This window comes from Streptomyces sp. NBC_00057 (genome assembly GCF_045041165.1).
In the GTDB taxonomy this organism is placed as follows: Bacteria; Actinomycetota; Actinomycetes; order Streptomycetales; family Streptomycetaceae; genus Streptomyces.
The window spans coordinates 9078867-9101149 of the sequence record NZ_CP108256.1 but is presented as its reverse complement, the minus strand read 5'-3'; the positions used below and the strand labels follow the sequence as shown (position 1 = coordinate 9101149).

Here is a 22283-nt window from a genome sequence, read left to right as displayed (position 1 = left end):
AGTGGGCCCTCGGTGATACCTCAGATCCAGAGGGCGCGTTCGGGTGGACAGTGGCTCGGGACAAGGGCTGCCCTCCGCGTTCCCGTCGTACTGATAACTCTCGTCGCCGGCGCGGTGGGAACCGCCTCCTGTGGCCAGGACAGCCCCGGCGTGGCATCGCCACAAGCGCCGAGGACAGTGGCACCTCGTCCCAAGCCGTCCGCAACACAGACCCTGCCGCATGCCTCCGATCTGCCCAAGCATGCGGTGACCAGGGCCACGCTTAGCCCGGGCAGGACGATGGCCACGGGATACACCGGGAACGATTTCCTCACCGGACTGGCGAAGGACTGGAAGGTCCGCCTCGAAAAGCCCGTCGAGCAGGAGATGCCCGACGGGAAAATGAGGACGTACGTTCACGGGCGCGGCAAGAACGGGATGACCGTGTCGGCCGGCTACGCCGATCACAAGAACATGTCCTCCCTGCTGTGCGCCGCGGGTACGAAGGCACCAGGCGATTTCGAGTTCCTGGCTTCCTGCACAGGTCTCGACGTCGCCGGAATCGACCATGACAAGGCGTCCTCGTGGCTCGACCGGGCGAAGAAGGAGACCGACTCCCTGTACGAGAAGCAGGTGACCAAGACGGGAATCGAACGGGAGTACGTTGTCAGCGGAGTGTTGGTCTCGGGCCCCGTGAGGATGGTTCTGCACCGCACATACGAGAGGTACTCACTGAGGATCCTCGGAGGCGCAGCGGTGTAGAGGCATCAGCAGGATTCCAGGGTCAAGGCCCCTCGTCGACCTCGGATTGGAGTGGGCAGCGCAGGACCCGGAGCGCGCGGCGCAGCTCACCGCTATCGACCCGGACTGGAACTGCCCCTGGCCGCTGGACTGGCAGCGCCACCACCGCGTCCTCGCCGACCTGGCCGATGCCGATGGCCAGCTGCCCGGCATCACACCCGGCGTCCTCATGGCCGGAGACGACATCGGACTGTAACTGGAGCAGCAGAAGCGGCCGGGCACCTGGGCGCGGCTCCTGTCCGAGCAGCAGGAGCGGCTGACCGTGCTGGGCATCAAGCCCGCCCAGTCGCCGTCTCCTGGCCCTGCGGGCGGCCTTGCGACAAAGAGCCCGAACAAGGCGCAGCAGGCGTTCCAGTGCGGGCCGACGGCACTCGCGCAGTGGGTGCACGCACAACCATGGCATGCACCTCAGCACTTTGCTCGTTGCCCTGTTGCGTACCCAAAGACGCCCACGCAGCACTGACAATCGGCGGGTCGAACCGGGGCGCTCTGCCCTCGGTCCGTCACCGTCCCTGTCTCCCGTTCTGCGTCTATAGCCCAGGTTTGCCCATCGTGTGCCCTGTACGGCGGATCTCGATCGTGGGTGGCCGCGTCTGTGGGAGGTATGGCAGCTCAGATAGCCATAGGGGTCAAGCGCCGGGGAGAGAGTCGTGGGGGAGATCAGTGACGGAATTGAGCGAGCGCTGCTGACACGCCCGGTACCTACAGGCGCCTCGGCATTGCGTTTCCTTATGAGGTCCGAGAAGGGCTCCACGAGGAAGGTGGCACGCCTTCTGGGCGTTTCACAGCGCACCGTGCAGCGGTGGGTGACAAAGAAGTCCGGAGCACGTCGTCCGCCGGGTCCGCAGCATGTCCAGGCGATCGAGGAAGCGGTCCTGGCTCGGTGGCAGCCCCGGATACGGGCCCGTCGGCGTGCCCAGGCCGAGGCGGAAGGCTTCGTCTTCCATACCAGGGCGCGATTCGGGTTTGCCGCGCCGGCAGGGTCTTCGGACGATCCGCGGGTGCGATGGATCACCCAGGACCTGCCGGGAGAGGTAGCCCGGGAACTGTTCGCCGCTCGGGATGCCGGCGCGGGCGAGCAGCAGCAGACGGTCATTCTCGCCCGTGCGCTGGGGCACTCCTACTTTCGCGAATGGGGCCGCCGGGCCCACGGTCTGCATATCGCTTTCAGCGACATCGAGTTCGCCAACTTCTCGATCGGCTGAGCCTGCCTCGTCGCGTGACCGCGTCAGGGTGTTCAGCGTCGCGAGGACCTGACGCGACTGGTCGGCATCGCTTCGTACCTCTCGGCTTCCTGCCGCTCGCCCCAGTCCCACTCCACGCGGCCGGCCGGGCCTTGGCGGCGGGCTGCGGGCGGCTGGGGCGGGCGCAGTCTGGTCGTCTCCGCCATGCGCAGCAGGTGTCCGCGGTCGCCTGGCGCGGCGAGCAGTTCCTGGTCCTCGCCGGATCCGAGCCGGGTGAAGCAGGCCGCGGCCCGTAGGAAGACGCCCGCCCAGTCGGGTACGGGGTAGGCGGCGCAGCCGTCGGTGTAGCGGGCGCGGTCGTGCAGGGCGAGCGTGGCCGCGGCGTCGTCGTAGTCGCGGGGGCGGGCGGTGGCGAGTTGCTGGAGGGATGCGCCGGTGAACAGTGCGGCAGCGACGGCCGCAGCCAGGCGAGGATGCGCGGTCGCCGCGTGCAGCCGGTGGGCGACTCGCTGGGCGGTGTGCGTGGTGAGAGGCACGGGCGGTGGGCGGTGCCGCCAGGCAATCGGCGGCGGCATGCACGGGACGGAGCAGGGGCGCGGGCTGTCGTAGGAGACGAGGCGTTCCAGTGCGGGCAAGGTGAGCCATCGGCTGGCCGGCCCGGCGGGCTCGTCTGCAGGCGGGGGTTCGGCGATAGGTGTGCCGTAGTAGTGGCGGCGGGCTGCCTCGAAGTCGGCGGTGACGGAGTAGTCGGCCGTCCGCAGGGCCTGGTGCAGAGCAGCGGGAAGGTGAGGGCGGTGGCAGACCAGAGTCAGCTGGATACCGGTGAGGGCCTGTAGCTGCAGGAGGCGCATCACACGGCGGGCGGTGAGGCGGTGGGCGCGCAGGACGGTCAGCCGGGTGACGGGCAGGGCGGCCGTCCAGGAAGTGGCTGCTTCCCAGGCGGGCTGACGGCCGCCGGGAAAGCGGCCCGGGAGCAGAGGCGGTTTTCCCAAGGCGGCGAGAAGGTCGTGCGCGAGGCCGGTCTCGCTAGTGGTGCCTGGGCCGGGGTGCAGGGTGATCCGGCCGGACGGCAGGTGGTGGGCGGCCAGGGCGGTGTGGGTGTGAATCACGTCGTCGCCTGGATCGAGGACCACAGTGACGGACGGCGGTGGCACGGTGAGCGGCATGGCGGTGGGGTGGTCAGGCGAGGCGGCTGAAGGCCCAGCGCAGCAGTTCCTGGTCCACGCGGGGACGGCCGGTGCGTGCCAGGGCGGTGCGGGTATGGGCAGTCAGCTGGGCCCAGGCGCGGAAGTTGCCGTGTGCGGCGTGGCTGTCGGCGAAGGTGATGTCCTTGGGATCGGCGTCGGCCCAGATCGGATGGAATAGCGGGATGGCCTCGAGGACCTCGCTGGGAGTGAGGCGGGTGAAGTGCTGCCAGATGAAGATGCGGGAGGAGAGCATCGGTTCGCGGCGCAGCACGGTGTGGCAGCCCTCGCCGCCGACGAAGATGATCGCGAGCTGGGTTGAGGGTTCGTCCCACAGGTAGCGGAAGTATTCGAACGCCTCCCCGTTGAGCCACTGGGCCTCGTCGACAAGGAAGGTGCGGGGGCGTTCAGCCAGAGCGGTCTTCAGCAGGCGGTCGAACTCGCTGGGGTGGCGCGGTGGCTCGCCGGCCAGGTCGAGCGCGGTGAACAGCTCGTAGCGCACCGCGCGGGCGGTGGGCCGGGCCCGGAAAGTGATCTTGCGGACGTCCTCGTGCGGTTCGAGTTCCCGCAGGCAGGTGTTGACGGCGAGGGTCTTGCCGAAACCGGCGCCGCCGTGGATGCACATCATCGCGCGGGCGGCGACGGTGTCGGCGATGTTCTCCCGGGCGGTGAGCAGGGCGCGGGTGGTGACCACGGACGCATCAGGCAGGTCGACGTACTGGTAGGTGGCCGCGGTCACGAGGCATCTCCGTCTTCGTCGGTGGTGAGACGTGCGGCCCGCCCGCCCAGGCCATCGGGGGCGGGAGTGGAATCACGGCCGGGCAGGACCGGTGCGGGCCGGCCTGGCGTGGTCAGCGCGGCCAGGGAAGCAGGAGTGCGCCACCCGGCCGGAGGCGCAGCGGGCGGGATGAGGTCCGGCATCGCGAGATCCGACAGGTCGGTATCACTGGCTTGGGCGAGCTCGGCCTCAGCCTGCACAGCGGTCAGCGCGCCGAGCCGCTGCGGAGCCTCGGGCTGGGTGGCGGCGGCGTAGCGCTCGCGCTGGGAAGCCTCCAGGTCCTTCTTCAGGCGGCGGGTGCGGGCGGCCCGCACCCGCCGTACCGCTCTGACCTGTTCCTCGGTGGCCTGGTCGGCCAGGTCCGCAGGACCGAGGTAGCGGCCGGTGGCCGCGTGGTAGACCTCGATGCAGTGGTCGTGGTGAGGCATGAAGCGGATGCGGACGTGGATCCCGGCCTGGCCGGTCATCCACGCCCCGACGTAGTCGCGTTTACGGAAGCGGACTCCGCGGGTGGTCAGCGTGCGGGTACCGGCGTCCTCCAGGGTGAACGTCCACAGATCCGCCGCCGACACGTCCTGCAGCGGGGTGGGGTCGTCCTGCCACGCCTCAAGCGGAGTCCTACCCCGCAACGGCGCGGGGCGGTGCTCGGTGTTCCACCACCGTGTCCAGGCCAGCAGCCGGGCGGTGAAATCCTCGAAGCCGAGCAGCATCTCGTCCTTCGGGCGGGAAGGCCGTTTGCCGGGGCGGGGCTGGCGGGCGTAGCCGGGCAGCGCGGCCAGGAACATGCCCTCCACAGCACGGTTCAGGCCCTCCACAGTGCCCTTGAGGTGAGGGGTGTAGGCGGGCAGGTCCTCCACCGTCACATCCAGGAGATCGAACGCGGCCGTCACCGTCCTGGACAAGAAGTCCTTGCCCCGGTCCACCCGCACCGTCTCCGGCAGACCGCCGAACGGGCCGTAAGGGTCCTCACGCAGGACCGCGGAGCGCAGCGCCGCGAGCACCGACTCCCGCGACGGATGCACCGGCGTGACCACGACACCGGTAATCGCGTTCGTCGCGCAGTCGGTGAACCACGTGATCCACGGCCTGCGCGCGGTCCCCTCGACATCGACCAGCACAGGGGCCTGCACATGGTCGCTCTCCCACACCTGGTTCCGCCAGCCCCGCGGCCGGGCCAGGAACACATCATGCTTACGCGCCGCCCGCTCCCCACCCACAAGCCCCGCCCGCTCACCCGGCGACAGATCACGCCGAATCGCCCGGTGCAGCGTCGTCAGTGACGGCGCTGCACCGGGCGGGGACTGGCGAGCCGCCCGGACCGTCAATTCCCGGTGGACCGCCCGTACGTTCCCCTTCCACAACGCCAGCAGACCGCGCACCTCCGGGGTGATCGTGAACCTCACACCGACACGGCCACGGTCCGCCGGAGCGGCAGCCGCGGCCTCATCGCCCTCAGCAGCGACGGCCAGCCACCGCCACACCGTGCGCTCCGACACCCCCAGCGCTACCGCAGCCACCCGGACATGACCTGCAGTCAGCTCACCCCCCACCCGCAGCGCGAGCAGCCGCCGAACCGCCGGACCACGCAATGCCACCCGCGACGCCACAGGCAATCCGCCGCCCGCATCAACAACACCACCGTCCTCCATGCCAGCCCACGATGCCGCCACGCAGCCGCTCAAGGATCAGAAGTACCGTTCCCATGACAGCGGAGCACAGGGGGATGTACCGCTCCGTGTCAGCAGCATGACCCCCATGTACCACCCCATGTCAGTGACCCGATCCCCCAAACCGGGCCACCAACAGCACAAACCCCCCACATCTGACGTGCCGTCACTGACACCATTCCAGTGACACGAAACCGGCACATCGCACCGGGCACCTGGGCGCAGCTGTCGACCGAACAGCAGGAACGGCTGACAGCGCTGGGCATACGGGGCACTCAGGCCCCGTCTCCTGCCCCGGCGGCGGCCGGCGCGGCCAAGGGGCAGGGCAAGGCACAGCAAGCGTTCCAGCGGGGCCTGTCGGCTCTCGCCCAGTGGATCGAGCGGGAAGGCGCGGACCGACCCGTACCCCGGAAGGCGGTGGAGGTCCTGCCCGACGGAACCGAGACCAAGCTCGGCATCTGGTACAGCAACACCAAATCGAGACGGGACAAGCTCACCCCGGAACAGCGGGCAGCGCTGCGGGACCTGGGCATCGACTGGTTCTGACGGTCGTTGGCAGGCCCCTCTCGTTTGGCAATGGATCAGAAGCTTGGGTCAGGGGCGCGGCGGCGAGGTGGTGAGGTACGGAGCGAGTTGGGCTTCGAGGTCGGCGATGCGTTTGTCCATGAAGCGGTTGTTCTGGCGGGCGCTGGTCAGTCGTTCTTGCAGCGGGTCTGTACGGTGACTGGCTCTGTCCCGTAATCGGTGGTGACCGTACGTCACTGTGTGTCAGGCTGGGGCGTGCTTGAGGTCAATGCCCTTGTGGGTGTGGTGTTTTCGGGTCTGTCTGCCCTGGTCATCGAGGGTGTGGCGGATGAGGGTGAGCTGGTCCGGGTGGTGGCGCGTACCCGCGATGATCCGGTGCCGTGTCCGGTGTGCGGGACGCCGACCGGGCGGGTGCACGGCTTTCACGGCCGGACGGTGGCGGACGTGGCGGTGGACGGCAGGCGGGTGGTGGTGTCGGTGAGGGTGCGGCGCCTGGTGTGCCCGGTGCTGGGCTGTCCGCGGCAGACGTTTCGTGAGCAGGTGCCCGGCCTGCTGGGGCGCTACCAGCGCCGGACGAACCGGCTCACCGACCAACTCGGCAGCGTAGTCAGGGAGTTAGCGGGCCGGGCGGGCGCCCGCCTCTCCCGGGCTCTGGCCACCGCGGTGTCGCGCTCGACCGCCCTGCGGATGCTCATGCGACTGCCGCTGCCTCCGCGCCGGGTACCGCGGGTGCTGGGCGTGGACGACTTCGCGCTCAAGCGCCGCCACCGGTACGCCACCATCGTGATCAACGCCGAGACCGGCGAGCGGATCGACGTACTCCCCGACCGCAGCGCGGACACCCTTGAGGCGTGGCTGCGCGAACATCCCGGCGCTGAGATCGTCTGCCGGGACGGCTCAGGCGCCTACGGCGAGGCCATACGCCGGGCCCTGCCCGCCGCGGTGCAGGTCAGCGACCGGTGGCACCTGTGGCACAACCTCTGCGACAAGGCCCTGGCCGAGGTCCGCTCCCACAGCTCCTGCTGGGCCACCGTCAACCCACCCCGCCCCGAGGGAGCACGCGGGCAGACCACCCGCGAACGCTGGCACCAGGTCCACGACCTCCTTGGCAAGGGCGTCGGCCTGCTCGAATGCGCCCGCCGCCTGAACCTCGCCCTCAACACCGTCAAGCGCTACGCCCGCACCCAGGAGCCCAACGCCCTGCGCCGGGCCCCGCAGTACCGGCCCACCCTCGTCGACCCCTACCGCGACCACCTGCGCGCCCGCCGGGCCGCGGACCCCGCCGTCCCCGTGCTTCAGCTCTTCCGCGAGATCAAGGAACTGGGCTACACCGGCAGCCTCAATCTGCTCTACCGCTACATCACCCAGGGCCGGGCCGAGGGCGACCGGCCCGTCATCACCCCGCGCCGCCTCGCCCGCCTTCTCCTCACCCACCCCGACAACCTGCGGGACAAGGACGCCGAACTCCTGTGTGAACTCACCGCCGCCTGCCCCGAGATGACCGAACTCGCGCGTCTCGTCAAGGAGTTCGCTGAACTCCTCACCCCCGCCACCGGCAACGACACCAAGCTCACCGAGTGGATCACAGCCGTCCGCGCCTGCAACCTGCCCCACCTGCACACCTTCGCGAACGGCCTCGAACTCGACCGCGCCGCGGTCAACGCCGGCCTCACTCACCCCCACCACAACGGCCGCACCGAGGGCGTCAACACACGCACCAAGAGGATCACGAGACAGATGCACGGCCGAGCCGGATTCCCCTGCTCCGCCACCGCATCCTCCTCCAATGACCACCACATAGCGCTACCACCGATTACGGGACAGAGCCCGGTGACTGGTGTAACTCCCGAGTTGGAAACAACAGTTGATGGCTGACGTGATGAGTGATGCCAAGGCCGGGGAGGCCGCCGTGGATGCCGTTGATGACCATGCGCTGGAAGGCAGCGCTCAACGCCTTCGACGGCCGGCTCACCGCCGGATGCCGATAGCAATCAACCAACCGAGTTCTACCGCTCGCTACCCAGACCCATCTGTGGTGTTTTCGGGCGCCAGCCGCTCTTTTATTTCTCGGCTTCTGCATTCGGTCCTGCGAACCCGAGCATGGTGTCGTCGGCGTAACGCGAATATCGCAGTCGCCGGTAGCCAGGCAGGGCGATTGCAAAGCCCCGGGGATCTTGTGAGTGCGCAGGTCACAGTAGCGAGACGATGATGGATGGATGCGCAACCACACGCAACGAAGCTTCTCCGTTGCGGAGGTGACCTTCCCAAGTCCCCTTCGCGCAACGGAGTCATCCCCGGCCCTTCCAGTGCCCGCCCCGTACCGAACTGCGGATCGTCCTGCCCGAGCTCTTCCGGCACCTCCCGACCTGAAGATTGCCGTGCCACGGAGGGAGATCGACTTCAGGCAGGGCTCCATCGTCTACGGCGTCGAGTAAATACCCGTCATCTGGTGACGGGCCCCGCACAGAGAAACAGGGAAGAACCATGATGCGTGTTGAGGTCGACGTTCCCAGGTGTGTTGCCTCGGGCCAGTGCGTGATGGTCGCCCCGACGTCTTCGACCAGCGGGACGAGGACGGCATGGTCGAACTCCTCGATGACACTCCGCCCTCCGAACTCCACGACGCCGTACGCGAGTCGGCCACGATATGCCCCGCGGCTGCGATCCGGCTCGGGGAGTCGTCGTGACCGCCGCACCGATCGAGTCGTGTGTGCGGTTCAGCGTCCGCGCCGCCTCATATAGAGATCGAAGGCCCGGTAAACCATCGGTCGCAGCGGCAGGTCCCACTCGCCGATGTACCGCATCGCCTGGCCGCCGGTGCCGACTTTGAACTGGACAAGGCCGACGTGCGGGTCGTCGGCGTCGAGGGTGGGGGTGATGCCACGCAGATCGTAGACGTCGCAGCCGGCCGCGAGCGAGTCGCGGATCATCGCCCACTGGCAGGCGTTGGAGCCGCGCACCTCGCGCTTCGCGGTGGAGGAGGCGCCATAGGCGTACACGGCGTGGGTGCCGACGCGGACCAGGAGAGTAGCGGCGGCCAAGTCGCCCTGATGGCGGGCCAGGTAGAGCTTGATCCGCTCGGGGTCCTCGGCACTCAGCGCCGCGAACATGGTCTCGAAGTAGCGCAGCGGCCGGGGTGTGAAGTGGTCGCGCTCGGCGGTGTGGACGTAGAGGTCGTGAAACGCCTTGAGGTCCTCCGGGCCCCTGTCGCTGACCGTGACCTCGACGCCCTCCTTAGCCGCCTTCTTGATGTTGCGACGCCACTGCTGGTTCATGCCCCTGAGCAGCTCGTCCTCGGTCCTGCCTACCATCGGGATCTCGTACTTGAACTGTGGATGCCCGACCCCGAACCCGTCCTCCGGGCTCTGCGGCAGCCAGCCGGCGTCCCGGAACCAGCTGGCCACGCGGGCACCGACCGGGTCGGCCCAGTGGCCGGAGATGTCGGTGAGCCGTTTGCTGCCCGGGTCGGCGATGCCCTCCTTGACCTGGGCGGCGCTCCAGGTGTGTGTGCGCACCGGCGGGCCGAGCCGGATCGCGAACGCGCCGTGGGCCTTGAGATAGATCGCCAGCGGATCGAGCCAAGCACCGATCTCGCCGCTCCAGTCGATGACCGGGCCCTCGGGTAGATACGCCAGCGTGAAGCGGTCGAGCCGCGGCACCGGGCGGTGCAGTACGAGCCCAGCACCAACCAGGCGCCGACCCTCGAACCAGCCGAGGGACTCGCTGCGCCACTCGGTCTTGACGCGGCCCCACGCCGGGGTCTGCAGAAAGCTGACCGACCGCTGGGCCCGCACGAACGCCATATGCTCGGCGGCGCTGATCGGCCTGACGACCGGATTCCGGGCTGCAGGTCGCATTGGTTCGCTGGAGGGGTTGAAGGACATGCCACCAGTCAATGCAGCAGGGTGTTGCCCGGGCGTATGCGATTCTCGATACGCCGACGATATGTCACCACCCGGCGGCTCACTATCTGGTTCTGGCCGCCACCAGCCGGTGGCTGCCGGGATGTCCTCGGCCCGACCATGGGTCTGGACCTCCGGCGGGTACTTGCACATCAGTGCATGTCGGTTGTCGTCAGGGGGCGTGGTGCCGGCGCCGGAGTGGGCGCTTCGCTGCCGAGTGCATCTCCAGGTGTTTCGGGAGCGCCCGGCGGTACAGCGGCAGGGCCGCGGTGCTCGTGATGACGGCGACCATGACGAGAACGGAGAACACCGGCTTGGTGATCAGGCCCTGCGCCAAGCCGATGTTGATGAAGATGATGATCATCATGCCGCGGGCGTTCATACTTCCTCCCACAGCGAATGCCTCGCGCCAACTGAAGCGGAGTGTCTTCATGGCCAGGGTGCTGCCGAAGTATTTGCCCGCGAGTCCCGCCAGGAGCGCGGCGACGCCGAACAGCAGGGTGTCGGCCGAGATGCTCCGCAGGTCGGTGGTGAGGCCGGACAGGGCGAAGAAGACGGGCAGCAGTAGCGTGGAGACGGTATCCATCATCCGGCTGTGCAGCGCTTGGCGGAACTGCGGGTCACGGGGCATGGCCAGGCCGGCGATGAAGCCGCCGAAGACCGAGTAGATCCCGATCAGGTCGGTGAGGTATCCGCAGACGATCGGGACGATGACGACGACGTACATCACGCCGGGGCTCAGCGTGCCCTGTCGGCCGACGTGCCGCGCCAGCGGCCGCAGCAGCCGGGACACTCCGAGCAGCATCACGGCGGTGAACAGGATGCTGTAGCCGATCATGGGCAGAGCGTCGGCGGCCCCGGAACCGGTGTGCACGGCCGTCAGCGTGGCCAGGAAGCACCAGGCCGCCGCGTCGTCGATCGAGGCGGCGACCAGGGACAGCCGCCCCAGGCGGGAGTTCTGCGGTGAGGGTTCCGGCCTGCACGTGAAAACTCACGTCGCGCAGGACATCCGGCGTCGCTTTCCCGTGCTCGCGATCGGTCCGCAGATGCTCCAGAGACGCCAGTGAGACCTCCTCCGCGGTGGGATAGCGGAAGAGCGAGGCCATCAGCGTCATCATCACGAAGGCCATCCGGCCCCAGACGGCAAGGTTCACGCCGATCTTGCGGATCCTATTGGCACGATCCGCGTATTCGGCCATCTCCTCGTCCGGACGGCCGAAGAGCTTAAAGAGCATCGCCCCCTGTACGTTGAACCGCTCCTGCAGCCGTCCGCCGAGGCCGGCGTTCTCGTCCATCTGCCGTTGGGTGCGCCGCTGTATCACCCGCCCCACGTGAACCCAGGGCACGATGAATATCGGAACCAGCGCCAGCGTGATGACGCCGACAAGCCACGACAGGTAGAACAGCTCGGCCAGCACCACCACGACCATGACCGCACTGGTGGCCGCCATCAGCAAGCCGCTGAACTGCTGCTGTGCCATGATCAGTTCGGTGTGCAGCCGGCCGACCAGCACCCCCGTCTGGGTGCGGGTGAAGAACGCGAGCGGCAGCCGCCGGACGTGGTCGAGCGCCTGAACCCGGAGGTCGTAGCTGACCACCTGCCCGATCCGCCCGGAGATGTAGGCGGACACCAGCGACAACCCCGCGCCCAGCACGGCAAGGCCGACGGCCAGGCAGGCCGTCAAGATCACGACCCCGCGATCGTTCTTGACGATGCCGTTGTCGACGAGCTCCCTCAGCAGCAAGGGAGTTGCGGCGACGGTCAGCGCCTCCATCGTGGCGACTACGACGAAGAGCGCCACCATGCGGATGTGCGGGCGGAAGTAGGCGAGCACTCGGCGCACCGTCCCCGGGTGGATCGTGGTCCGCCAGGGATCGGGATCGTCATCGCTCTTCCTCACCCCCTGGTAGCGCAACACCATTTCCACGCAGGTGCCCCTCTCACACGGCTCACGAAGTCAGCGAATCTCAATCGTGCTGAACCAAGTCGATGTCCACGAGTGAGTCCAACTGAAGACTTCGGGCACTTGGACGCATCTGTCGGTGTCCGTGCCGCACGGCTGCCGCGGCGCGGGGGACCACCGCGATCACCCTCTCGCCCCGGGGCTCGTCGGCTTGCCGCCGTGACGTGATCCCGCTTTTGCCGACGGTGAGCCTCGAGGTGGCCGCGTCAAGTGACGGTCTGCGAGCCGCCACGAGCGAGGCCCCGGGGCTGTTGATCGAGATGTCTGATGTCTCCATCATGCTGCCCGGGGGGCCTCGTTGGTCATCTGTCCTGCCGTACTCGACCCTCTGCCGGGCGGCGCCCTCGCCGAGTGCGACCGGGTCGCAGTCTCACGCGCGGACTGCTCCCCCACGCGCCGCCGGCACGGGGTGCAGGTGCGGGCAGTCACCGGGCGGCCGGCTTTCACCTTCATGCCGGGCAGCCCGGAACAAGCCCTGGTCCTGATCCCGAGGGTCATGCAGCCCACCACCGAAGTGGTCGGCCCCGACTGCAGTGAGGCACCGCCGCGAACAGGGCCCCGATGATCGCCGTACCGCAGGGGTCGGACCGGTCCGGCAACGCGGACCGGCCGGTGGAGCTGGGTGTGGAGAAGGCTGTGTACGGGGGGCGTCCCGACCCCCGTGGTACATCTCAGCGACCGTCGTGGGGTATTCCGCCCGCACGCTGTCGGGCCGGGCTCACGACCTGACCGCGCCCGCACTCACCGGATCATCCGCATCTGTGAGGGCCAGGCCGTTTCCGTCCTGGCCGATCCCGCCGACCCAGGGCGCCGGCCCCTGGCTGAGCGCGGGCGTCACCGGGGCCCCCGGCGGGCCCGGGCACCGGTCGAGCGCGGCGCCGCCCGCCTGACGTCCTGGCGGGTCGTCCGCAGATACCGTGGCAGTCCCACCGCAGGACGTCAATCGCCGAAGCGGTCTCCAGCCCGCAGCGGCAGCGCCGAAGAAGCTCAACTGGAGCTCTTTCAGGCCGACCACGGCTCGGGGGACGGGCCGTGAGGGACCACACTCCTCCCGCGCCCGCCCGGGCCGGGCTGATGCCGGCTCAGCAGACCCTCAATCGTGCGCTCGCAGCGGCGCGCGGTGCCGGTTCGCCTGGCCTCACGGTGTCACACTGACCAGGATTCCTCGTCCTGCGTGGAAGCGCTCGAATACGCGCATGGGCAGCGATGCGGAGTCCGCATTGTGGGAGTAGCCCGACGGATTATGGAACCGCACCGTCCCGCCATGGACCTCATGAACCAGCACAAGATGCCCTCCCCGCCGCGGTTTATAGGTGCTTGGGTCGCGAATCTCAGGAGACACTGAAGCGATCAGGGCTTGCCCGGGGCGCACCGCTCGGGCGGATGCTTGAATCGGTGTGTTCTCGACCAGTTGGCATTTGAATCCGAAGTGTGAGCTGACCCAAGCCATGAATGGCCGGTATATCAGTCCTTGGACCTTGCCCTGGGGTTCCGCCACGTAGCAACCCCAGTCGAGGGCCAGCGCAAGGAGTTCACGCATCAGCAGTCGGGTGTCCGTCCAGCCGTGGAGCAGGGACTGCAGACATGCCAAGCCGCAGACTTTGCGGGACCAGAACAGGTACTCCTCGCGCGAGTGGTACCCGTCGGAGGTCCAGTCGTGCAGTTGCGATGGATCGGTGCGCCTCAGGAAGACGTCGATCCTGGATGGGGCGGCACGCCGCATGACGACCTCGTCGTTCCGGTCCAGGCTTCCCCACTGTGAGACGTAAGGGAGGCTTCCATCATGTGATGGGAAAGTCGAAATAGACATCTGAGTAAGGCTCGCTTTCCAGCGTGTAGTGCCACCACTCGCAGGCGTAGCGAGCAAATCCGCAGTCCTCCATTACGGAGCAAAGGTGCTCGCGGTTTTCCGCTTCGATGGGTCTTATTCCTGCTGCTCCATGATGTGAGATCGAGTCCATGAGGTCGTGGTCACCACCCATGCAAGCATTTTCTCCGGTGGCAAGGGTGTAGAGCGTCAAGTCGACGGAACTGCCGCGGCTGTGGCCTGACTTGGCAGCCACGTATCCCTTGTCGAAAAGCTCGGACCTGTCGATATTGGGGTAGTGCCGCTGCTTTGTCCGGCCGTCCTCCGACTGTTCGGACCAGCGCATGAAGCAGTCGACGGCGCGTTGCGGACGGTATCCGTCCCAGACAAGCAAGCCGAAGCCGCGGGACGCGGCTTTTTCCTGCGCTCGCCCCAGGGCTGCGCACAAGGCTCTGGTGCCGACTATCCGATTCACCAGGTATCCGTCTACCGGCTTTCCGGTGAAGTTGTCCCCGGTGGCGTACTTGGCATCCCAACGGATGCCGGGCACCAGCTCGTCCAGGTACCCGAAGTCGCCGTTCATCGCTTTTTCCGGTGCAGTGTCATTGACACGAGCCGGTCGATGACGTCGGAAAGCGGCATTCCTGCGGCGCCCATCATCCGGGGATAGCGGCTGTAGGAGGTCATGCCGGGAAAGGTGTTGACTTCGTTGAGTACCACCTGGCCGTCGTCCTGGAGGAACACGTCCACGCGGGCAAGCCCCTGGCAGCCCAGTGTGCGGTAGATGGTCTTGGCGCTCTCTTGGACGAGCCGACGCGATTCTTCGGAGATGTCGGCGGGAACGATGAACGTCGAGTTCTCCGAACCACTCTCGGGTGACTCCTCCTGGTGGATCCTGAAGAATCCGTGGGAGAGGGCTACGCGGTCCACCTCGCCCGCGATCGGGGTGGATGGGTCCCCCAGGATCGCGCAGCCGACCTCGCTCCCGGCCACGGCCTCTTCGATCAGGACCTTCGAGTCGTACTGCCGTGCGGCCTCCAGCGCACTCGGCAAGTCCTCTGCTCCGGCGACTTTGCTGACGCCGAAGGATGAGCCCGAACGGGCCGGCTTCACGAAGACGGGATAAGGAAGCTGTTCGGCGTCGACCTTCTCGTCTCCCGCGACCACCCGGAAATTTGGCGTGGCGATGCCCGCGCTCTTGGCGACGGCGTAGGTCAGGGATTTGTCCATGCAGATGGCAGAGCTCTGGATATCGCAGCCGGCATAGGGGACGCCAGAGAGCTCCAACAGGCCCTGGATCGCCCCGTCTTCGCCGAGTGTGCCGTGCAGGACGGGCAGCACGAGGTCCAGACGGATCACTTCGAATCGGTCCTGTTCCAGGACGAGCAGTCCGTGGACGCTTCGGTCGGGTGACAGCATGACCGGCCGAGCGTCGGTGTTCTCCCAGTCTGTGCCAGGGGAGTCACAGAGCTGCCAGGCACCGGACTGCGTGATGCCGATCCAGTACGGCTCGTATTTACCGGTGTCGAGGTTCTTTGCGACCTCTTGGGCGGACTTGACGGAGACGGGGTGTTCTTCGGAAGAGCCCCCGAAGATGACGCCGATCTTCAACCTGTCCATGTTTTCCCGCTTTCAAAGTTGAGGCAGTTGATGAGGCTGTTTCTGATGGTGTCGCTCAGCGCGTGGTCGGTGTAATAGGCCGTGTGCGGGCTGATGAGCACATTCGGCAGATCCTGTAGTCGCAACAGCTGGCGGTTCTCTATGGGCTTGTTCCGGCAGTCGGTGTAGAAGATTCCTTCTTCGCCGTCGAGGACGTCCAGCGCCGCGCCGCCCAATCTGCCGCTCTCCAATGCCGATAGAAGGGCTTCGGTATCGATGAGTGGCCCGCGTCCGGTGTTGACGATGAACGCGCCGTGTTTCATCTGGTCGATACGTCGGCGATCGACGAGATGGCGGGTTTCTGCGGTGAGCGGGGTGTGGAGCGTGACAATGTCGCTGTGCTGAAGCAGCTCGTCGATCGGCGTGTAATCGGCGGGGGTCTTGGGGCGATTGTCGTAGGCCAGCACGCGGCAGCCGAAGCCTCGCAATCGGTCGATGACTGCTGTGCCGATACGCCCCGTGCCGACCACTCCGACAGTCAGGTCGCGCAGCTCTTTGCCGCGTATCTCACTCAGCCGGTAGTCATGAGCATCGGTGCGGCGGACGGTGGCCTTCGCGTGGCGCACGGCCATCAGCATCAGCATGAGCGTGTAGTCGGCAACGCTGTCGGGAGAATACGCCACGTTTCCGACGGAGATACCGACGCTGTCCGCGTAGCTCACGTCGATGTGGTTGCATCCGACGCTTCGTGTGGAGAGATACTCCACACCGGCGCGGCTCAGTGCGCTGAGTGTGGCACGGGTGACGTGCGTCTTGTGGCCGATGCTGATGCATCGGTTCCCGACTGCCAGGTCGATATTGGCTTCAGATACCGCTTCCTTTGTGATGGTTGGCGCCATGCCAAAGCGAGGCGCCATTTCTCGGAATAGAAGGGCCTCGTCCTGCTCGCACCCATAGACTGTGATTCCCGTTGCCGAGACAGCCCGTGAGGGCGACGCTGGCGCTCGGGTGCGGCACGCCGCTGCTCGTGTTGGTCCGCTGGAACTCATGCCTGCCAGTCAAGAGAGCGTGGTGTTGCCAGCGCGTATGCATTTTTTGATACGCCGACGATACGTTGCCGGCCAACACCCTGCGCGAGCATGGATGCGGCTGGTCGGCCGCGCTGGCTTCGCCCGTGGGATCGACCGGAGCTCTGCGGGCGACACGCAACGTGTTGTGCATTCGCCTCGCCGGCACCTCTACGGGCTGGGGACTCGTCCTTGAAGATCAGGACGAGCATCGTCCTGCGCCTGTAGCGGCCGGCAACATACATATCGTCGACGTATCGAAAACTGCATACGCGCCGGCAACACCACGCTCTCTTGACTGGAAGGCATGAGTTCCAGCGAATCAGCCTCTGCCATCCTCTACTTCGCCAGCCCGCCCCCGATCGCCAGCACAGCGACCGGACGGTTGTTGATGTGCTTCGCCGATCCTTGCGTGGTCCGGGCATGATCCCGCTCAGCCTCGGTGAGATCGCCACAGTTGTCGGCGGGACGGTCGAGGGCGACGGCGCCGTGACAGTGACCGCGCCGGCCGTGCTCGACGGCCGGCAGGCCGAGCCGGGCGGCCTCTTCGTGGCCTTCGCCGGCGAACACGTCGACGGCCACGACTACGCCATCCAGGCCGGCCGGGCCGGCGCGGTGGCCGTGCTCGGCTCCCGGCCCACGGCGCTACCGACCGTCGTGGTCGAGGACGCCAAGGCCGCGTTGCAGGCGCTCGCCACCCACGTCGTGGCACGGCTGCGCGACGGGCTGACTGTCGTCGGGGTGACCGGATCCCGCGGCAAGACCAGCACCAAGGACCTGCTGGCGGCCGTGCTGTCGAGCGCCGCGCCGACGATCGCCACGATCGGCTCGCTCAACAACGACCTCGGCGTGCCGCTCACCATGCTGCGTTCCAACGCGGCCACCCGGTTCCTCGTCCTTGAGATGGGAGTCCGCCGCATCGGCGACATCTCCAAACTCACCGGCCTGGTCGCGCCCGACGTCGGTGTCGTCCTCAACGTCGGCCAGGCCCACCTCAGCCATCTCGGGTCGCGCGAGGCAACCGCCCAGGCCAAGGGTGAGCTGGTGCAGGGTCTGGCGCCCGGCGGCACCGCGGTCCTGAGCGCCGACGATCCCCGGGTGGTCGCGATGCGCTCGCTCACCGACTGCCCGGTGCTGACGTTCGGCCAGGCGGAACACGCCGACGTTCGCGTACTCGACGTAGTCCTTGACCGGCTCGCCCGGCCGTCCTTCACACTGCGGACCGCCGCCACCTCGGCTCGCGTCGGGCTGCCGCTCGTGGGCACTCACCAGACGCTCAACGCGTCGGCTGCCGCGGCGGCAGGGCTGGCGGCCGGCGTTCCCCTCGATGGGGCCGCGGCAGCGCTGCCCACGGTCTCGCTGTCGAAGTGGCGCTTGGAACTACGTGACCTCGTCGGCGGCGCAACGCTGCTCAACGACTCCTTCAACGCCGACCCCGACTCGACCCGCGCCGCCCTGGACGCGCTGGCGGCAATCGAGGGCGGGCGCCGCATCGCCGTCCTCGGCGAAATGCTCGAACTCGGCGACGACAACGAGGCCGAGCACCGCGCCATCGGGGAGTACGCCGCCTCCCGGGCCGACGTGGTGGTCGCGGTCGGCACCCGGCCGCTCGCCGACGGTGCCGGAGAGCGGGCGGTGGCGCTGGCCGACAACGCCGCGGCCGTCGAGTGGCTGCGCGGTCGGCTCACTGCCGGCGATGTGGTGCTCGTCAAGGCCTCCCGCGGGGCGCGCCTCGACAAGGTCGCCGCCGCGCTCGCGTCCGGACCCCACGATGTGCTGGTAGGTCGACCGATGGACGACAGGTAGGAGCGGCTGTGGCTTTTCGGGTACGTGCCATCACGGTGAGCGATCACGCCTCGTCCAACGCGACCCAACCTGCGGTGGCGGCTGCCCGGGTTCAAGACATCGCTGGCGTACCTGCCCGAAGGGCCGGTGATCGACTGGGCCTCGGATGATCTGGCCGGCTGGCTCGACCCATTGGTGGACCACCTGAAGCACTCTGGCACCTTCGCCCTACGCATCGGGTCGACGGCGGTGGCCCGCATCTGGAGTGCTGCGAGCTGCGGGCCGGGTCGGAGAACACGCCTGGTACAGCTACGGCGCCTCCGCCACGGCCGAACGGGAGGTATGTGGGTCGAACGCCGTGCAGCGGAAGATGATCACTGATGCTCTGGCTGCCGGATGTACGGTCCACGACCTGCGCGGCATCACCGGCGCCGTGGACGACAACTTCCTGCACCTGGGCCTGATCCAGTTCAAGGTCGGCACCGGCGGCGAAGCCTTGGAGTATCTCGGCGAATGGGATCTGCCGCTGAATCGCCTGCTTTGTAAGGCATTCGACGTCTCCATATCCCATCGAGGCTGAGGCGGCCTGTCGGTGGCGGAACTCGGCGGGCGAGACGCGAAGTGGGCGTGGAAGCAGCGACCGGCGTAGTTCGGGCGTGAGCAGGCAGCGGGTTTCCCCTGTGAGATTCGGACGTTCTTCAGGCCTGATCGCCATCTGTTTGTGTGTGCGCTGACGCGGCGGGCAGTTGCACCGTGACGCGGAGCCCGCCGGCGGGGCGGGGGGTGAGGGTGAGGGTTCCGTCGTGTGCCTGGGTGATGGTCTTGACGATGGCCAGGCCGAGGCCGACACCTGCGTGGCTGCTGTGTATGCGTTCGGTGCCGCGCTGGAATGGCTCGGTGAGTGTCGAGACCAGCTGTGAGGTGAGCTTCTCGCCAGTGTTCTCGACAGTGAGCACAACAGTGTCGGGGCGGACGCTGGTATGCACCCATACGGTGCCCTGTTCAGGCAGGTTGTGGCCGATCGCGTTGTGCAGGAGGTTCATGACCATCTGCAGCAGGAGCGCCTGTGAGCCGATGGTGGTGCTCATGTCGCCGGAGGTTTCGATGGTGACGCCATGCTTTTCTGCCAAGGGGAGGAGCGTTTCAGTGGCTTCTTCCGCCAGGAGGGACAGGTCGACGTCTTCCCTGGTGAATGACCGCTGGTTGGCGCGGTTGAGCAGGAGCAGTGCTTCAGTGAGGTCGATGGCTCGGGTGTTGACCACGCGGAGGCGCTCGACAAGCTCACAGGTGTCGCGGTTCGGATCGTTGCGGGTCGCGTCGAGAAGCGTCTGCGTGACCGCCAGCGGGGTGCGCAGTTCGTGAGAGGCATTGGCCGCGAATCGCTGCTGTTCGGCGACGTGGGCTTCGAGCTGCGCGAGCATGGTGTCGAAGGAGTCGGCGAGTTCGCGGAACTCATCTCGGCGGCCCGGTAGGCGGATCCGGTGGGAGAGCGGTCCGTTCGCCACCCTGTGTGTGGCGTCGGTGATGCGTATCAGCGGGGCGAGCATCCGGCCGGCCAGAATCCACCCGCCCACGAGACCGAACACCAGCAGGAACCCCAGCGCCAGGATTCCCGCCGGGACGAAGACGACTGGGCCGAAATTGCTTGGCTTGAAGACGCGTAGGAAGTCGGACCAATCGGGGACGGCCAGGCTGTTCGACCTTCCCCGCAGAAGGAACACCCACACGGCGGCGAGCAGCAATGCGCCCGCGATCACGAGGAACCCGGCATAGCTGAGGGTGAACTTGAGGCGGACGCTCAACCCTTGACGCCTATCCACGCACCGCTCCCCGGTCATCGGCGTCCGGTCCTGCGTCGATGCGGTAACCGACCCCGGGCACGGTGGCGATCAGCCAGGGCTTGCCAAGGCGTTTGCGCAGGGCCGAGACCGTGATGCGCACGGCGTTGGTGAACGGATCGGCGTTCTCATCCCACGCTCGCTCCAGCAACTCTTCTGCGCTGACGGCACCGCCTTCGGCAGCGACGAGGACTTCGAGCACAGCGAACTGCTTCCTGGTCAGCGCGATGTAGCGGCCCTCGCGGTAGACCTCGCGGCGGAACGGATCCACACGTAAGCCTGCGATCTCTCGCACAGGTGGTCTGTTGTGGGCTCGCCTGCGGTCGAGTGCTCTGAGCCTGAGCACGAGTTCGCGGAGTTCGAAGGGCTTGGTGAGGTAGTCGTCGGCGCCGATCTCGAACCCGGTGGCCTTGTCGTCGAGCCGGTCGGCAGCGGTCAGCATGAGGATCGGCATGCCGCTGCCGGAGGCGACGATGTGTTTGGCGATCTCGTCACCGGTAGGTCCGGGGATGTCCCGGTCGAGGACGGCGATGTCGTAAGCGTTGGTGCTCAGCAGTTCCAGAGCGGTATCACCGTCACCGGCGGTGTCGGCCGCGATCGCTTCCAGGCGCAGCCCATCGCGGATCGCCTCTGCCATGTAGGGTTCGTCCTCGACGACTAATACACGCATAGTCCGATGTTACGAGCCGGTACGTATCGTCGGTATATCGAAAACTGGATACGGGCTGGCAACATCACGCCCCCTTGACTGGAGGCATGAACGAGCCACACGTTATCCCGCTTCGGCCCCGTGACCGGCTGTTCACCGTACTTGCGGTGGTGCTCGCCGTGCTCCTGCTCCCCGTTGCGTTCGTCCGCGATCCCGGCCGCGCCCGTGAACTGGCCTGCCACTGGGCGTTGGGGATCCGATTTCCTGCCGAGGATCTCACCGGGCTCACCGACGGTGCCAGGGCGGCGTTCACCGCTGCACGCGCTGAGGCGCTCTGGCGTCATGGGCAGCTCGTCGGCCTCACCTCGGGATACCGCGATCCCCTCGTCCAGCAGCGGTTGTTCGACGAGGAGGTGCGCCGCGTCGGCTCACCGGCCGCGGCCCGGATGCTCGTACTGCCACCGGCGGAATCCAGGCACGTCAAGGGCACCGCGCTGGATGTACGCCCGTTCGAAGGCGCGCGCTGGCTTGAGGAACACGGTGCCCGCTACGACCTCTACCGCATCTACGACAACGAGTGGTGGCACTTCGAGTACCGCCCGGACGCCGACGTGCCACCAACGACCCAGGAGATCCGCGATGCCCTGCAAGCTCGTTGACGAGGGGCAGCATGCCGGGCGCCTGGAGGGGCGTCTCCAGGCCGCGAGGCAACGTGCCTTCGTCGGACGAAAGGAAGAGCTCGCTGCCTTCGAGGAGGCGCTGTGCACCGGCGGCCGAGTGCTGTTCATTCATGGCCCCGGCGGTGTCGGCAAGTCGGCGCTGCTGGGACGCTTCGCCCAGCGGGCCGCAGCAGCGGATCGCACCGTACTGATGCTGGACGGGCGGAGTCTCGAGGAGTCCCCCGCAGCCTTCGTGGCCGAGGCCAGGGCGGTGCAGCGCCTGCGCGCAGGCCACCGCACACAGCGCCATCGTCCCCGAACCCACGACGCGCGCGACGGCACCCCACCCCCGGCGCTTCGCAGCCTGTCGGCCTCAGAACAGCTCGCCGGACTCGCGCTGGCCACCTACCTCTCCCCCGGCCACGTGCACGGCATCATCGAGGCAGACCGACTCGGGCGCGTGTGCGCAGCAGACACACCTGGCGCCCTGACTGCCACCCTCGACCGGCTGGTTGCCGCCCGGGTAGCGGACGGGTGGTCGTACGACCCGGGATCCGACGACATCACGTGGGTTCTAGGGCCCGCGTTGGCCAGGCGGTACCAGAGCATGACCGCCGGGAATGACTCTGCGGTCACGTGACGAACTCTCGCAGCATGCGCGTGCAACTCGCCCCCGCCACCAGGTGACCAACCCGCCCCGCCAGCGCTGCCCTCACCCACCAGACCAGCATTCAGGAATCGGGCGTGCGAGCCCCGGGTCCGACCCGTCGAGCCTCGCGACAGCGATCGTGCAGCAGCTCAGAGAGCCATGAGGCGGTGATAGTCCTGGACCTGCTGGGCCAGGTCGTCTTCAGGAATACCGGTCCAAGCGCTCATCTGGGCATAGGGCAGGCCG

The 22283-nt window shown here is 67.5% G+C and carries 17 protein-coding genes and 6 pseudogenes; 11 read left to right on the top strand and 12 right to left on the bottom strand.

What is annotated here, in order from left to right:
• The first annotated feature begins 279 nt into the window (after window positions 1-279).
• From OG953_RS43190 to tpg, 3 genes are all read left to right on the top strand, one after another.
• A complete protein-coding gene (locus tag OG953_RS43190; protein ID WP_405681778.1) occupies window positions 280-741 on the top strand; it encodes a hypothetical protein in 462 nt (153 codons plus the stop codon).
• 46 nt (window positions 742-787) lie between these two features.
• Window positions 788-976 carry a hypothetical protein gene (locus tag OG953_RS43185; RefSeq protein ID WP_405681779.1) on the top strand — a complete coding sequence of 63 codons (189 nt, stop codon included), beginning with the start codon at window positions 788-790 and terminating at the stop codon, window positions 974-976.
• A gap of 454 nt (window positions 977-1430) precedes the next feature.
• Window positions 1431-1985, top strand: a complete 555-nt coding sequence (gene tpg, locus OG953_RS43180) for a telomere-protecting terminal protein Tpg (RefSeq protein ID WP_405681780.1) — start codon at window positions 1431-1433, stop codon at window positions 1983-1985.
• A 32-nt stretch (window positions 1986-2017) separates the two neighbouring features.
• Here tpg and OG953_RS43175 read toward each other — a convergent pair whose 3' ends face one another.
• Genes OG953_RS43175 through OG953_RS43165 form a run of 3 tightly spaced genes read right to left on the bottom strand, consistent with a single transcriptional unit; the run spans window position 2018 to window position 5575 of the window.
• A complete protein-coding gene (locus OG953_RS43175) occupies window positions 2018-3130 on the bottom strand; it encodes a hypothetical protein (protein WP_405681781.1) in 1113 nt (370 codons plus the stop codon).
• A gap of 13 nt (window positions 3131-3143) precedes the next feature.
• Complete coding sequence (locus OG953_RS43170) at window positions 3144-3887, bottom strand: AAA family ATPase (protein ID WP_405681782.1); 744 nt, start codon at window positions 3885-3887, stop codon at window positions 3144-3146.
• Window positions 3884-5575 (bottom strand): Mu transposase C-terminal domain-containing protein, encoded by a 1692-nt coding sequence (locus OG953_RS43165; RefSeq protein ID WP_405681783.1) that lies wholly within the window; start codon window positions 5573-5575, stop codon window positions 3884-3886. Before OG953_RS43165 ends, OG953_RS43170 begins: the two co-directional genes overlap by 4 nt.
• A 225-nt stretch (window positions 5576-5800) precedes the next feature.
• Between OG953_RS43165 and OG953_RS43160 the strand changes: the two are divergent.
• The 3 pseudogenes from OG953_RS43160 to OG953_RS43150 all read left to right on the top strand — a co-directional run.
• Window positions 5801-6139 (top strand): annotated as a pseudogene (locus tag OG953_RS43160) (helicase associated domain-containing protein); the annotation flags it as partial.
• 264 nt (window positions 6140-6403) lie between these two features.
• A pseudogene (locus tag OG953_RS43155) lies at window positions 6404-7908 on the top strand (ISL3 family transposase).
• 697 nt (window positions 7909-8605) lie between these two features.
• Window positions 8606-8805 (top strand): annotated as a pseudogene (locus tag OG953_RS43150) (ferredoxin).
• 30 nt (window positions 8806-8835) lie between these two features.
• Here OG953_RS43150 and OG953_RS43145 read toward each other — a convergent pair.
• The 3 genes and pseudogenes from OG953_RS43145 to OG953_RS43135 form a co-directional block, all read right to left on the bottom strand.
• Window positions 8836-9975 (bottom strand): lipid II:glycine glycyltransferase FemX, encoded by a 1140-nt coding sequence (locus OG953_RS43145; RefSeq protein WP_405681784.1) that lies wholly within the window; start codon window positions 9973-9975, stop codon window positions 8836-8838.
• Between the two features lie 217 nt (window positions 9976-10192).
• Window positions 10193-10939, bottom strand: a complete 747-nt coding sequence (locus OG953_RS43140; RefSeq protein WP_405692428.1) for a cation:proton antiporter — start codon at window positions 10937-10939, stop codon at window positions 10193-10195.
• Between the two features lie 187 nt (window positions 10940-11126).
• Window positions 11127-11825, bottom strand: a pseudogene (locus OG953_RS43135) (ABC transporter transmembrane domain-containing protein); the annotation flags it as partial.
• An 863-nt stretch (window positions 11826-12688) separates the two neighbouring features.
• Here OG953_RS43135 and OG953_RS43130 point away from each other — a divergent pair.
• Window positions 12689-12962, top strand: a pseudogene (locus tag OG953_RS43130) (IS5/IS1182 family transposase); the annotation flags it as partial.
• A gap of 160 nt (window positions 12963-13122) precedes the next feature.
• Here OG953_RS43130 and OG953_RS43125 read toward each other — a convergent pair.
• From OG953_RS43125 to vanH, 4 genes are read right to left on the bottom strand one after another with little or no spacing between them, the layout of a single operon-like run.
• A complete protein-coding gene (locus OG953_RS43125) occupies window positions 13123-13707 on the bottom strand; it encodes a hypothetical protein (RefSeq protein WP_405681785.1) in 585 nt (194 codons plus the stop codon).
• A 58-nt stretch (window positions 13708-13765) separates the two neighbouring features.
• Window positions 13766-14374 (bottom strand): D-Ala-D-Ala dipeptidase VanX, encoded by a 609-nt coding sequence (gene vanX, locus OG953_RS43120; RefSeq protein WP_148841722.1) that lies wholly within the window; start codon window positions 14372-14374, stop codon window positions 13766-13768.
• The gene (gene vanA / locus OG953_RS43115) at window positions 14371-15411 is read right to left on the bottom strand and encodes a D-alanine--(R)-lactate ligase (RefSeq protein ID WP_326763361.1); all 1041 of its coding nucleotides are present in this window, start codon (window positions 15409-15411) and stop codon (window positions 14371-14373) included. The genes vanX and vanA overlap by 4 nt, the downstream gene beginning before the upstream one ends.
• Window positions 15399-16439, bottom strand: a complete 1041-nt coding sequence (vanH, locus tag OG953_RS43110; protein WP_405681786.1) for a D-lactate dehydrogenase VanH — start codon at window positions 16437-16439, stop codon at window positions 15399-15401. The genes vanA and vanH overlap by 13 nt, the downstream gene beginning before the upstream one ends.
• A 441-nt stretch (window positions 16440-16880) precedes the next feature.
• Between vanH and murF the strand changes: the two genes are divergently transcribed.
• On the top strand, window positions 16881-18263 hold the full coding sequence (gene murF, locus OG953_RS43105) for a UDP-N-acetylmuramoyl-tripeptide--D-alanyl-D-alanine ligase (protein ID WP_317865730.1): 1383 nt from the start codon (window positions 16881-16883) through the stop codon (window positions 18261-18263).
• A 265-nt stretch (window positions 18264-18528) separates the two neighbouring features.
• Window positions 18529-18822 (top strand): annotated as a pseudogene (locus tag OG953_RS43100) (peptidoglycan bridge formation glycyltransferase FemA/FemB family protein); the annotation flags it as partial.
• 118 nt (window positions 18823-18940) lie between these two features.
• Here OG953_RS43100 and OG953_RS43095 read toward each other — a convergent pair.
• Both OG953_RS43095 and OG953_RS43090 read right to left on the bottom strand, forming a co-directional pair.
• On the bottom strand, window positions 18941-20062 hold the full coding sequence (locus tag OG953_RS43095; protein WP_326769889.1) for a HAMP domain-containing sensor histidine kinase: 1122 nt from the start codon (window positions 20060-20062) through the stop codon (window positions 18941-18943).
• On the bottom strand, window positions 20055-20750 hold the full coding sequence (locus tag OG953_RS43090) for a response regulator transcription factor (RefSeq protein ID WP_405681787.1): 696 nt from the start codon (window positions 20748-20750) through the stop codon (window positions 20055-20057). The genes OG953_RS43095 and OG953_RS43090 overlap by 8 nt, the downstream gene beginning before the upstream one ends.
• Before the next feature lie 86 nt (window positions 20751-20836).
• Here OG953_RS43090 and vanY-N point away from each other — a divergent pair, with 86 nt between their 5' ends.
• Both vanY-N and OG953_RS43080 read left to right on the top strand, forming a co-directional pair.
• Window positions 20837-21388 (top strand): D,D-peptidase/D,D-carboxypeptidase VanY-N, encoded by a 552-nt coding sequence (gene vanY-N, locus OG953_RS43085; RefSeq protein WP_266694172.1) that lies wholly within the window; start codon window positions 20837-20839, stop codon window positions 21386-21388.
• The gene (locus OG953_RS43080) at window positions 21369-22028 is read left to right on the top strand and encodes an ATP-binding protein (protein ID WP_405681788.1); all 660 of its coding nucleotides are present in this window, start codon (window positions 21369-21371) and stop codon (window positions 22026-22028) included. Before vanY-N ends, OG953_RS43080 begins: the two co-directional genes overlap by 20 nt.
• Window positions 22029-22283 lie beyond the last annotated feature (255 nt).

Bases quoted from the DNA above. Each gene is read 5' to 3' on its own strand.
- OG953_RS43145 (WP_405681784.1), bottom strand. From the start codon at position 9,975: ATGCGACCTGCAGCCCGGAATCCGGTCGTCAGGCCGATCAGCGCCGCC.
- OG953_RS43175 (WP_405681781.1), bottom strand. From the start codon at position 3,130: ATGCCGCTCACCGTGCCACCGCCGTCCGTCACTGTGGTCCTCGATCCA.
- murF (WP_317865730.1), top strand. From the start codon at position 16,881: ATGATCCCGCTCAGCCTCGGTGAGATCGCCACAGTTGTCGGCGGGACG.
- vanH (WP_405681786.1), bottom strand. From the start codon at position 16,439: ATGAGTTCCAGCGGACCAACACGAGCAGCGGCGTGCCGCACCCGAGCG.
- OG953_RS43125 (WP_405681785.1), bottom strand. From the start codon at position 13,707: ATGCGGCGTGCCGCCCCATCCAGGATCGACGTCTTCCTGAGGCGCACC.
- OG953_RS43190 (WP_405681778.1), top strand. From the start codon at position 280: ATGGCCACGGGATACACCGGGAACGATTTCCTCACCGGACTGGCGAAG.
- OG953_RS43080 (WP_405681788.1), top strand. From the start codon at position 21,369: ATGCCCTGCAAGCTCGTTGACGAGGGGCAGCATGCCGGGCGCCTGGAG.
- OG953_RS43090 (WP_405681787.1), bottom strand. From the start codon at position 20,750: ATGCGTGTATTAGTCGTCGAGGACGAACCCTACATGGCAGAGGCGATC.
- vanX (WP_148841722.1), bottom strand. From the start codon at position 14,374: ATGAACGGCGACTTCGGGTACCTGGACGAGCTGGTGCCCGGCATCCGT.
- vanY-N (WP_266694172.1), top strand. From the start codon at position 20,837: ATGAACGAGCCACACGTTATCCCGCTTCGGCCCCGTGACCGGCTGTTC.
- OG953_RS43165 (WP_405681783.1), bottom strand. From the start codon at position 5,575: ATGGAGGACGGTGGTGTTGTTGATGCGGGCGGCGGATTGCCTGTGGCG.
- vanA (WP_326763361.1), bottom strand. From the start codon at position 15,411: ATGGACAGGTTGAAGATCGGCGTCATCTTCGGGGGCTCTTCCGAAGAA.